This is a genomic window from Pantoea sp. RCC30.1, from assembly GCF_058148845.1.
The window spans coordinates 43,620-54,915 of the sequence record NZ_JBXUHX010000012.1 but is presented as its reverse complement, the minus strand read 5'-3'; the positions used below and the strand labels follow the sequence as shown (position 1 = coordinate 54,915).

Below are 11,296 nucleotides of genomic sequence, written 5' to 3'. Positions count from 1 at the left end.
TTGAACCCGGCTTGTGTCCAGAAACGTTGCATGAACCATCAAGAAATGGTCAAGTCAGAACAATTTATTTTGCCGGCAGCGTTATCCCGATTAACAGGCCGCCGTCGGCGGGTAACGTGGCGCGAAGTGACCCGCCGTGCGCCTCGACGATCGCTTTGGCGATCGACAGTCCCAGACCGCTTCCGCCGGAGTGGCGGGCACGTGAGGAGTCAGCACGGGTAAAGCGGTCAAACAGCTGCGGCAGGAAGTCCGGCTCTACACCCTGACCGTAATCACGGAATGTCATTGTGATCGCCTGATCGTTCTGGCTGGCGGTGATCAGCAACGCGCCACCGTCGGCGGCATAGCGCAGCGCATTTTCACAGATGATAGTCACTACCTGGCCCAGGCGGAACACGTCGGCGTATAACAGCAGCTCATCCTGAGGCTGGATGCGGATAACAACGCCCGCCTGCTCGGCCTGCGGCATCAGCCAGCCAGTGCGCTCACGCAGTAACTCGCTGAGATTAAACCGCTCGCGGTTCAGGGTTAGCTGTCCGGCATCCGCCAGTGACAGCAAATGCAGCTCATCGATAAGGCGGCTGAGTTGCATCAGTTGCTTCATGATCATCGCCAGCTGCTGCGGCTCAGCTGGAAAGACCCCATCCAGAATACCCTGTAACCGGCCCATCGCTGCGGTCAGTGGCGAACGAAGCTCATGCGCCATCGCCACATGTGAGGTGCGCAGCTCACGTTCGTAACGCGCCAGCTGCTGCGTCATCTGATTGAAATCTTCAGTAAAGCGCACCAGCTCCTGGGGGGCTTCTTTTACGATTACCGCCGATCGGCCAAATTCCCCTTTCGACACCGCTCGTGCGGCGCTAGCGAGCTGGCTGAACTGCACCGACAGCGGACGGGCGAAGCGCAGCGCCATCACTACCATAAACGGGATTGTGACCACCACCAGCACGATCACGGTAAGCCAGTCGGACGAGGCAAGCGATGGATCGGAGAAGTTGATGCCCCACCACTGATCGATAATCTGATGAAAGCGCACCGGATCGCTGGCGGGATGGTGGCGCAACTTCGTGAACTCATCCAGCAGCGCGGGTGGCATCCGGTAATAGATCCAGTACGCCTGCACCGCGAAGCGCAGCCACATACAGATGGCGATCAGCACTACGCTGCCAATCGCCAGAAACAGTACCCGGACGCAGATCCAGCGCCACAGTGAGTTATAAACATTGTTGTTCATGGCTGTCTGAACCTGTAGCCGACGCTGCGAACCGCCGGTAAGACGTCGGAGATGCCTGCGGCTTCCAGTTTGCGGCGCAGATTATAAACATGCGTATCCACCACCCGCTCGAGTGCATCACTTTCCGGCAGACAGTGCTCCAGCAGAAACAGGCGGGTAAACGGACGCGTCGGCGCACGCATCAGTGTGACCAGCAGGGAAAATTCGGTCGGTGTCAGATCGAGGCGGCGCGGTGATGGACTGTCGCTATCGACTACTGCGGTGAGTGCCACCGGGTCCACCATTAAACCCGCCCAGCGCAGTGTTTCTGCTACGGGAACATGACTCTGGCTGCGGCGCAGTACTGCCTGAACGCGCGCCACCACCTCGCCCGGGTGATAGGGTTTGACCACGTAGTCATCCGCGCCATAGCGCAGTGCGCCGATGCGGTCCGGCGCATCACTCATCGCTGTCACCATGATCACCGGGGTATCGTCACGACGTCGGAGCGCGGCCAGCACTTCAGTGCCGTTCATGCCGGGCAGCATGATATCCAGCAGGATCAGATCGGGCTGCCAGCGTCTGGCGGCATCCAGCCCGCCGGGCCCGTCACCTGCAATCATAACCTCATAATTTTCACGTTTCAGGTAGGCCTCAAGTACGCCCGCCGCATCCGCGTCATCTTCAATAATCAGTACACGTTTTGACTGCATTTTCGGATCACCTTGACTGTTTCTTCATAAATCCCTGGTCGTTCATTGACACTCGCCTCGCATACTCCGGCCAGTGACGCGGCACTGAATCCCTCAGCTCCGCACCTGATGTGATAATGAGGAAACGTGATGATAACCGGAAAAATAACGCTTCACATGGTCTGTTTTTCGCTGGGGTTCAGCGCCGCTGTTGCAAGAGCGGACGACAGTGCCACACCGCCGCCCAGCGTGACGCTGGGTATTGCTGGTATCAATGCCCCGCGCTACAGCGGCGCAGATAAGCAACACTGGCAGCTGACCCCAATTATTCAGGCGCGCGACGGGGCCTTCTTTCTCGATTCGCAAAAGGGAATTGGCTACGATCTGCAGGCGGATAACGGGCTTTATCTGGAACATACGCTGGGCTACGGGTTGGGTCGTTCTGACCGGAACTCCTCATGGCGCGACGGTGATGACCGGCTCAGGGGCATGGGAAAGATCGACGCCACGGTTAACACCGCACTGGCAATAGGGTGGTCAGTTACGCCATGGTTTGTACTTGAGGGCAAAGCGACGCTGCCTTTAAGTGATAGTCAGGGTGTGCAGTATCGGACTTCCGTGACCCTGATCCCCTGGCAGACCAGCGACGATACGGTGGCACTGCAGGTGGCGGGTCTGTTTGGTGACGGGCGTTATATGAATACCTGGTATGGCGTTAACAGCAAGCAAAGCGCGCGGAGCGGATTTGAACGCTACGACGCTGCGGGTGGCTTTTATGGTACCGACACCAGCCTGACCTGGAGCCATCAGTTCACGCCAGCCTGGGCCGCCAGCGTAATCGGCGATTATACATGGCTGGATAAGCATGCTTCAGATAGCCCTATCGTCGCACGAAATAACGGCGCCTCGGCTACTCTGGCATTGAGTTACACCTTCTGAATGGCACCATGAAGAAAAGTGAGATTCGCAGCCACCGGCATTTGCTTGCTGCGCTGATTCTGTTGTATGTGCTGGTTTATACACTGATTGTCGTTATGCTGAGTCTGTTTGATGCACCGGTACGGGGGTAGTTGCACGGCGGCGGTTGTTCATGGCTGTGAGGCGCAGAGTGACTGCGCCAGGCATTTTCACTTTCTGCTACAGATGTCAGGCACGCTGGTCTCGATGGTAAAGATGAATGATCTCTTCAGACAACTCGCGCGCCAGCATCGAAGTCATTAAGTGATCCTGCGCATGAACCATAATCAGCGTCATAGGTTGGCGGGCTTCGCCTGCATCCTGTTCAATCAGTCGGGTTTGCATTTTATGCGCCTGTCGGGTGAAGGTATCCGCCTCGTGCAGCAGAATCCGCGCCTGTTCTATTTTACCCTGTCGCGCCGCCTGTAACGCCTCAAAACAAAGGCTGCGCGACTGGCCCGCATTAACAATGATTTCCATTACCGCCTCTTCCTGATCGATCATGCTAAATTCTCCGGATGATTAAAACCGTTACGGGCAGCAGTTGCAGCAAACCATTCGCCACTTTTTTTCACCGTGCGTTTCTGGGTGGTGATATCAAGCTGGACAAAACCGTAACGGTTTTTATAGCCGTTACACCATGACCAGTTATCAATAAAGGTCCACATATGGTAACCGAGACACTGGCTGCCCTCGCCGATCGCCCGATGAACCCATTTAAGATGTTCAGCAACAAAGTCGATTCGGTATTGATCGTCTATCTGTCCCGCCTGAACAAAGCGTTGTTCATCTTCGACACCCATTCCATTTTCCGAAATAAAACAGCGTGGATTGCCATAATTCAGCCGCAGATTAGTGAGAATGTCATAGATGCCTGGCTCGTAAATTTCCCAGCCACGGTAAGGATTCATTTTCCGGCCCGGCATCTCATAATTTTCAAAAAACCATTCAGGCATAAACGGAGCGGCAGGATTAATTGCGCTATCGCGACATTTAACCCGCCGCGGCTGGTAGTAATTGACACCCAGCAGATCAATTATGCCGTCAGCGATCAGTACTTTGTCCTCAGCCAGCGTTAATGGTAACTGGTCGTATTGCCTGAGCAGCGCGACCAGATCCGCTGGAAATTCACCCCGTAAGACCGGGTCGAGAAAACTGCGGTTAAACAAGAGGTCTGCATGATGAGCGGCCGTCAGATCCGCCGGGTTCTGAGACCGGGGATAGGACGGCGTGAGATTAAGCACAATGCCGATCTCCCCCGCCGAATGGCTGGTCCGGAAAGCCTGGACCGCTGAGGCATGTGCAAGTACGGTGTGGTAAGCCACCGTCGCCGCCCGGCGGAAATCCACGACGTTAGGATAATGAAAGTCATACAGATAACCCCCTTCCACCGGCACAATTGGCTCGTTAAAAGTGAACCAGTGAAGGACACGATCGCCGAAAAGCTCAAAGCAGAGACGGGCGTAGCGACTGAACGCTGCAACAACCTGACGACTCTCCCAGCCTCCCTGTTCCTGCATCGCCATCGGCATATCAAAGTGAAACAGTGTGATAAAGGGAGTAATGCCCTGTGCCAGCAGCTCATCAATCACGTGGTTATAGAAGACCACCGCTTCCTGATTGACGTCGCCGGTGCCATCAGGGATCAGCCGCGACCAGCTAATTGAGGTGCGGAAGCTGTTGTGATTCAGCTGCTTCAGTAAAGCGATATCCTGACGCCAGTGCTGATAAAAAGTGGACGTCTCAGCGGGACCGATTTGCTGATGGAAACGCGAAGGCTGTTGCGTATACCAGTGATCCCAGATGGTGGCGCTTTTACCACCGTTCAGGCTATCGCCTTCGGTCTGCAAAGCGGAACTGGCGCTACCCCACCAGAAGTTATCAGGAAATATCAGTTGCATGGTCTCTCTCCAGGGTGATTAGGATGTGCCGGCAGTTTCAGCCAGCGGTGCGTTCGCCTGCGCTTTTTCCTGCTCATTTTTCATCAGAGATCGTTCATAAGCTCGCAGGAACGGCAGGTAACACAGCGCAGAAAGCACCATGCAGATCAGGCACATGACCACCGGACTGATTGCCCAGTTAGCCGCCCATGAGGCGCCAATTGGCGCTGGCGTCGTCCATGGCGTGAGCGAAACTACCTGAGCCAGCCAGCCCATCCGGGTGGCGGTATATGCCAGTACGGCGTTTAGCATCGGCACGCAGACAAAGGGAATAAACATCAGAGGGTTCATGATGATCGGTGCGCCAAACAGGATCGGCTCGTTGATATTAAAAAAGCTCGGCACGATACCCATCCTGCCGATGGTTCGCAGATGGGTGGCGCGACTGCGCAGTAGCAGGAAAGCCAGTGGCAAAGTAGAGCCGACACCACCGATCAGAAGATAGTGATCCCAGAAGCCCTGGAGATAGATGTGTGGCAAGACAGTGCCTGCCGCCAAAGCAGCCTGATTAGCAGAGAGATTAGCCATCCAGAATGGATTCATGATGCCGGTTACAATCAGCGCGCCGTGAATGCCGGCGAACCAAAAGATCTGACACAGCAGCACCGACAGCAGAATGGCAGGTAAAGAGTCAGACGCAGAGACCAGCGGTGCCAGCAGATGCATAATGGCCTGTGGAATGATCATTCCTGTTTTAGCTTCAATAAACAGGTTCAGCGGATGAAGGGTACCGATAATCACCACCACCGGAATCAGGATCTCAAACGATCGTGCGACGCCTGTTGGTACCTCTTTTGGCAGACGGATAGTGATGTTGTTGTGCTTCAGCCAGGCGTAAACGCGGGTAGCGTAAATGGCAGTAATCAGCGCGGTAAAAATGCCCTGACCGGAAAGATACTCGGTTGAAATAGTGTGATTTGAATAAGGAGCTGCCACCAGCAGAAAGGCCATAAAAGCCAGCAGACCAGACATCACCGGATCCAGCGCGAATTGCCGTCCCAGGCTGGCCCCGATACCCACTGAGATAAAGAAGGTCATGACTCCCATGCTGAGGTTAAACGGCAACATCAGCTGATCACGGTAGGTGGCGGAAAAATCGAGCCAGGCTCGGGCCACACTGTTAGTGCTGGTGGCGGAAAAGGGGGGAAAGATAAATACCAGCATAAACGAGCCAATAATCATAAACGGCAGCGCAGCAGTAAAGCCGTCACGGATGGCTATAACATATTTCTGCTGACCCAGCCGACCAGCGAGCGGCGTAATTGATTGCTCGATCACCGCAATCATCGATTGATAGAGGGAACTCATAAGGCCGCCTTGTCATGTGCTGCTGCGATCAGTGACAGGGCAAAATCCAGCACCTTGTCCCCCCGCTGCATGCCGTAATCCATCATATCGATTGGTTGTACCGGAATATTCTGGCCTGCTGTTTTTTCCGTCAGGCTTTGCAGCATGTACTTCACCTGTGGCCCAAGCAAAACTACCTGATAGCGGGAAAACTGCTCATCAAACTCCGCCACGCCAAATGCCTTGATCTCAACGGGTAGCCCCTGCTCAGCGGCTGCTTCCTCCATTTTTCGCACCAGCATGCTGGTAGACATACCTGCTGAACAACACAACATGATTTTGTACATGGTTACTGTTCCTCACCTTAAAACACTCAAGTGAGGCTGATTGGATAACATATGGAAACCGGTTTCCATCTTGATCAGCAAGAAGTGTGACGGCTGTCAGAAAGCATTACTTACTGATTTTTTTAATTCGATAGCGATCACAAAATGGCTGAAAAGCCACTGTAAAACATGTATATGGGAAATCGGTTTCCACAGCATAATGAAAAAGCTATACTCCGAGATACGAAGAAATGTGCAGCATGACAGGGTTGTTTTTTTGGCGTAGCGCCATTTTCAGGGGAGAACGATGTCTACTATCAACGATGTATCGCGGTTAGCTGGGGTCTCTAAAGCCACAGTTTCCCGGGTGTTGAGCGGTTCACGTGGCGTGAAGGAAGCCAGTCGGCTGGCGGTACTTAAAGCCGCTGAAGAGCTGAATTACCGGCCTAATGTTATAGCCCAGTCATTGTTCAGTCAGACAACCCACTGTATTGGCGTAATCTGTGCACAGGAAAATGTTAATCAGATTACCGCCTGGCTTTTCGCACTGGAGAAACAACTGCGCCAGCATCAAAAACATCTGTTATTACGCTTTGCACGCAGTAAAAGCGAAATTCTCACAGCACTTGACGAGCTGAGTTGTGGCCTGTGCGATGACGTGCTGATTATCGGTGCACACTTCCCGCTTAACATTGATGATGAACATGTCATTCTGGTCGACTGTGCCGAAGCGGAAGGGCCAAACAGCATTCAGTTCGATCATGCCTTTGCCGCTGAGACAGCCTGCAATTTCCTGATTAATCAGGGCCGTCGTCAAATTGCGTTGATCCAGCCAGAGAACGGCAATACGGCCGGGCAGGTGTTACATGGCTATAAGCTTGCTCTGGAAAATAATGTTTTACCCTTTAACCGCAATCTGGTCATCACTGATGCGGTCTCATCATCGGTGGCTATTCAGATGCTGTTGAATAACGCCAGTAGCCGTATTTTTAATGCATTACTGGTGGCTAACGAGCAGGAAGCACAGCGTGTTATAACGCAGTTGCTGGCGTTTAATAAATCGGTGCCTGATGATGTCATGGTCTTTAGCCTGGCGGGTTCAGTCAATTTGCCTGGTCTGCCCGCTATACCGGCAATTGAATATTCCCTTGATGCCCTTGCCTCCCGGATCGTCAGCTGGCTAACCGCTACTACCCAGCAGATGCTGGGTAGTTCGGTATTACGGGGTGATTTAATTATTCCCGACTGGCGGCAGCGATAATTAAAGGAGTAGTTAATTGATATGTGTCTGCTTGCGCTGCAGGAAATTCCAGGTTGCGCCCAGCATGCCGGAGTCGTTGCCATAGGTCGCGGCATCAATCGGAATATCCAGATCATATTTTGCCAGCTGCGCTGCCAGTTCCTCGAGGAACGGCTCACGCGCGGTTATCCCTCCACCGATAAATATCATCTGCGGGTCGAACACGCTGAACAGGTTATATAAGCAGGCTGCAAGATCCTGGTAGAATTTATTCACCACCTGCTGCGCGGCTTCTTCATTACGATCGTATGCGTCAAAGACGTCTTTACCGGTGACGTCGTCTGGAGATTTATCGATAAGCTGGCTGTAATTCTCCTGAAGCGCCGTCATGGTACAGCTCTGGCTCATGGTATGGCGTTCAATGTTGCTGCTGTCAGGGCGCGAAGTCAGCAGGCAGCCAAACTCTCCCGCGCGATTACGACCGCCCCGGATCAGCGCGCCATTGCAGAAGGCCGCTCCGCCTAATCCTGTGCCGATGGTTAACATCAGAAAATCAGTGAGCTTTTTTGCTTTGCCCAGCCACTGTTCAGCCAGTAAGGCGCAGTGTGCATCATTTTCAACCGTGGCAGGCAGTGAGGTTTTTTCCGTCAGCCACTGGCTGAGATGAAACTGGTCGAAGTCCCGAATGGTGCCGCCCATGGCGATATATCCGGCTTCTGCATCAATATAACCGGGCGTGCTGACGGCGACGCCAGCACAGCCGGGGTTTTTCTTTAGCCAGGCCAGGATCTCATCAAGTATTTTGTCGCGTGAATTATGGGAAATATCAGCACTGTCACTGGTCAGAATATTTCCCTGCTCATCAATCACACCCATTTTTAAAGAGGTACCACCAATATCGAAAGCTGCAATCTTCATCAATGTTCTCTGAGGTTACTTTGATTCGATTAATTGTAGTGCTGAAAGAAAAGGGCAGGCGGTGGAAGGGCGGCAATTTTGTCAGGAAAGGTACAGATTTATAAAGCTATTGATAAAAAGGCGCATCTGAATTTATCCCGTATACAGAGTTATCACGGTGATTTAAAACCTGCGCGGCCAGTGTGGCTGGTGGCGCAGGTTTAAACGTCACGATGACCTCATGACCACTTGCGCAGCAGGATGCTGGCATTGACGCCGCCAAAGCCGAAACCGTTCGACATGGCATAGTTCAGCCTGGCTGGGCGTGCATTGAGCGCCACCAGGTCAAGATTGCCTGCTGCGTCATCGGGATGATGCAGGTTCAGCGTCGGCGGAATAAGCTGCTTACGTAATGCCATCAAGGTGAATATCGCCTCAACTCCACCCGCGGCACCCAGCAGATGGCCGGTGGCAGATTTGCTTGAGGAGATCGCGACCGGTGAATTATCGCCAAATACGGCTCGAATAGCGGCCAGCTCGCCGTGATCGCCAACCTGTGTTGAGGTTGCATGAGCATTAATATGCTGGACGTCGTCCGCGCTGATACCCGCCTGGCGCAGAGCGGTTCTCATTGCCCGCGCAGCGCCACTGCCATCTTCCGGACCTGCAGTAAGATGGTAAGCATCGGCGCTGGTGCCATAACCGATAATCTCCGCCAGTGGCGTCGCACCCCGTGCTTCGGCATGGGCCAGCGACTCAATCACCAGCAAACCAGCACCTTCGGCCATCACAAAGCCGTTTCTGTCACGATCAAACGGACGTGAGGCATGGTGTGGATGATCTTCATAGCCTACACATAGCGCACGCGCAGCCGCGAAACAGCCCAGCGTGACGCGATCCAGCGCCGCTTCGGTCCCGCCACAAATCGCAATGTCCGCTTCACCGCTTCTGATCAGCCTTGCCGCATCACCAATTGCCTGAACCCCTGCTGCACAGGCGGTAACGGGTGCGCCCAGCGGACCGGTGAAGCCGTGTTTAATCGAGACATGACCGGCAGCCATGTTGGCCAGAAACGAAGGTGCTGTAAAGGGTGAGAGCCTGCGCGGGCCGCGCGCGTCGGTAGTACGCACGGCGTCGGCAATGGCACCAAAGCCGCCGACGCCGGAGGCGATAATGGTCGCGGTGCGTTCTCGCGCGGCCTCATCTTCAGGATGCCAGCCCGCCTGATTCAGCGCTTCTTCAGCTGCCAGCAGTGCAAACTCAATAAATCGCGACATCTTTTTACGCTCTTTCGGCGCAATGAACGACTCAGGGTCATATCCCGCCAGCGGGTCTTCATCAATGTCGGGCACACTGCCACCCACTGAAATGCCGGTTCCGGCAGTGAGCGTGTCGGGCAGAACGCGGATACCTGATTTACCCGCCGTTAATCGCTGCCAGACAGTTTCAACGCCACAATCCAACGGAGAGACGATGCCCGCGCCGGTAATGACAATGCGTTGTGATGAGGTTAAGTGACTCATTGGATTGCTCCCGTAGATAGACCGGACAGTGAGTGAAATACTGCAGCCGAGAATAGATACTCGCCTGGATCGCGAAGAGTGAGACCCTGCGTAGGATGGTGCGATAGATGAACGCAGGGATGGAATACAGCAGACAGAGATAAGCTTAGCAGCATCGGAATCCTGAGCGATAACCAGACAGAGTGCTATCGTTGCGCTTGTGACTAAATAAGTCAATGGTCACATCATGCGCAGTGCGCAGTGCGCAGTGCTCAGGGCGCAAGGCTACGTAACACCAGTGCTGCCAGTTGTGCGGAGGCTTCTTCAGCGTCATCAAGGCTGTACTGCAGCAGTACCGGACTCGCGTAAGGTTTAATTACCCGATAGATCGCTTCCGCCGCCTCGTCAGCCGGGGTTTTACGTTCAAACTCACCCGCTTCACGCCCACGTCGCAGGATCTGCTGGATTAGATTCAGTAGTCGCACTTCATGTGCCATTGCTGACGGCCAGCGGTCACGCGACGCGACTGCAGCGATGTCATACAGTTTACGTTCGTGAAAAAAGAGTTCAGTGCCTGTGACGGAAAGCGTGCGAAACAGTCGCCGCAGTTGTTCCGATGCTCCAGGCGCATCGGCGATCGCGGCTTCGACACGCTGCATAATCATCGCTAGCCGGGTGGAGCAGATCACTTCGCCAATCGCCTGTTTCGATTCAAAAAATTTGTAGATATAGGCTTTGGAAAAGCCGATAGCACGGGCGAGATCGGAGACGGTGGTTTTTTCGTAACCATAATGCGCGAAGTGCTGCATGGCAGCATCGACAATCTGGTCACGGACATTATGCCCAACCGGGCCGCGTGTGCCATTTTCCGTTACGAATTGAGTCATTGTCAGAACCTGGCAGATCAAAGGTGGGTGAAAAAATTCAGTGACCACTGTTATTGGTGGTCACATTTTAGGCCCTGTTGCGATTAAAATCCAGGGGTTCGCAACGAATTAAGAGAGTTGACTGCACTTAACCCGCACAGGTGGCAAGCTGGCGAGGTTGAAGCTGATATTGTCTTTGCTGGTTAGCATTAATATGAACGGAAAAAGCCTGCATTCTTCCGGGGAGTTCGCCTTTAAGGCCGATTATAAAGCCTAAAGCAGGATAAAAGAGTCTAAATTCGCCTGCGTGCCGGATTTCAATGTCAACTTAACATCACCTGTGTGAGTTGACAGATTCAGGTCTCTTTAGTGCTTC

General features: G+C 53.7%; 12 protein-coding genes. 3 read left to right on the top strand and 9 right to left on the bottom strand.

Annotated features, from left to right (window positions below):
- Positions 1-64: 64 nt before the first annotated feature.
- Both AC2LB6_RS12510 and AC2LB6_RS12505 read right to left on the bottom strand, forming a co-directional pair.
- Positions 65-1,234 (bottom strand): sensor histidine kinase, encoded by a 1,170-nt coding sequence (locus tag AC2LB6_RS12510; RefSeq protein WP_490093758.1) that lies wholly within the window; start codon positions 1,232-1,234, stop codon positions 65-67.
- Positions 1,231-1,926 (bottom strand): response regulator, encoded by a 696-nt coding sequence (locus AC2LB6_RS12505; RefSeq protein WP_490093757.1) that lies wholly within the window; start codon positions 1,924-1,926, stop codon positions 1,231-1,233. Before AC2LB6_RS12505 ends, AC2LB6_RS12510 begins: the two co-directional genes overlap by 4 nt.
- Positions 1,927-2,055: 129 nt before the next feature.
- On the opposite strand from AC2LB6_RS12505, the gene AC2LB6_RS12500 reads away from it, so the two are divergent.
- Positions 2,056-2,844: a MipA/OmpV family protein gene (locus AC2LB6_RS12500; RefSeq protein WP_490093756.1), complete on the top strand. Its 789-nt coding sequence runs from the start codon at positions 2,056-2,058 to the stop codon at positions 2,842-2,844.
- A gap of 8 nt (positions 2,845-2,852) precedes the next feature.
- Positions 2,853-2,975 carry a hypothetical protein gene (locus AC2LB6_RS12495; RefSeq protein WP_490093755.1) on the top strand — a complete coding sequence of 41 codons (123 nt, stop codon included), beginning with the start codon at positions 2,853-2,855 and terminating at the stop codon, positions 2,973-2,975.
- A gap of 76 nt (positions 2,976-3,051) precedes the next feature.
- On the opposite strand, the gene AC2LB6_RS12490 is transcribed toward AC2LB6_RS12495, so the two are convergent.
- Genes AC2LB6_RS12490 through AC2LB6_RS12475 form a run of 4 tightly spaced genes read right to left on the bottom strand, consistent with a single transcriptional unit; the run spans position 3,052 to position 6,436 of the window.
- A complete protein-coding gene (locus AC2LB6_RS12490; protein ID WP_490093754.1) occupies positions 3,052-3,366 on the bottom strand; it encodes a PTS lactose/cellobiose transporter subunit IIA in 315 nt (104 codons plus the stop codon).
- Positions 3,363-4,763, bottom strand: coding sequence for a glycoside hydrolase family 1 protein (locus AC2LB6_RS12485; RefSeq protein WP_490093753.1), 1,401 nt, complete (start codon positions 4,761-4,763; stop codon positions 3,363-3,365). The genes AC2LB6_RS12490 and AC2LB6_RS12485 overlap by 4 nt, the downstream gene beginning before the upstream one ends.
- An 18-nt stretch (positions 4,764-4,781) precedes the next feature.
- Positions 4,782-6,110, bottom strand: coding sequence for a PTS sugar transporter subunit IIC (locus AC2LB6_RS12480; RefSeq protein WP_090967135.1), 1,329 nt, complete (start codon positions 6,108-6,110; stop codon positions 4,782-4,784).
- Complete coding sequence (locus tag AC2LB6_RS12475) at positions 6,107-6,436, bottom strand: PTS sugar transporter subunit IIB (RefSeq protein WP_490093752.1); 330 nt, start codon at positions 6,434-6,436, stop codon at positions 6,107-6,109. Before AC2LB6_RS12475 ends, AC2LB6_RS12480 begins: the two co-directional genes overlap by 4 nt.
- Positions 6,437-6,722: 286 nt before the next feature.
- Here AC2LB6_RS12475 and AC2LB6_RS12470 point away from each other — a divergent pair, with 286 nt between their 5' ends.
- The gene (locus tag AC2LB6_RS12470; protein ID WP_490093751.1) at positions 6,723-7,676 is read left to right on the top strand and encodes a LacI family DNA-binding transcriptional regulator; all 954 of its coding nucleotides are present in this window, start codon (positions 6,723-6,725) and stop codon (positions 7,674-7,676) included.
- 12 nt (positions 7,677-7,688) lie between these two features.
- On the opposite strand, the gene AC2LB6_RS12465 is transcribed toward AC2LB6_RS12470, so the two are convergent.
- The 3 genes from AC2LB6_RS12465 to AC2LB6_RS12455 all read right to left on the bottom strand — a co-directional run bounded on the left by AC2LB6_RS12465 (position 7,689) and on the right by AC2LB6_RS12455 (position 10,941).
- Positions 7,689-8,573, bottom strand: a complete 885-nt coding sequence (locus tag AC2LB6_RS12465; protein WP_490093750.1) for an ROK family protein — start codon at positions 8,571-8,573, stop codon at positions 7,689-7,691.
- A 218-nt stretch (positions 8,574-8,791) separates the two neighbouring features.
- Positions 8,792-10,075 carry a beta-ketoacyl-ACP synthase II gene (gene fabF / locus AC2LB6_RS12460; RefSeq protein WP_490093749.1) on the bottom strand — a complete coding sequence of 428 codons (1,284 nt, stop codon included), beginning with the start codon at positions 10,073-10,075 and terminating at the stop codon, positions 8,792-8,794.
- 251 nt (positions 10,076-10,326) lie between these two features.
- Positions 10,327-10,941, bottom strand: coding sequence for a TetR/AcrR family transcriptional regulator (locus tag AC2LB6_RS12455; protein WP_490093748.1), 615 nt, complete (start codon positions 10,939-10,941; stop codon positions 10,327-10,329).
- Positions 10,942-11,296: the final 355 nt, after the last annotated feature.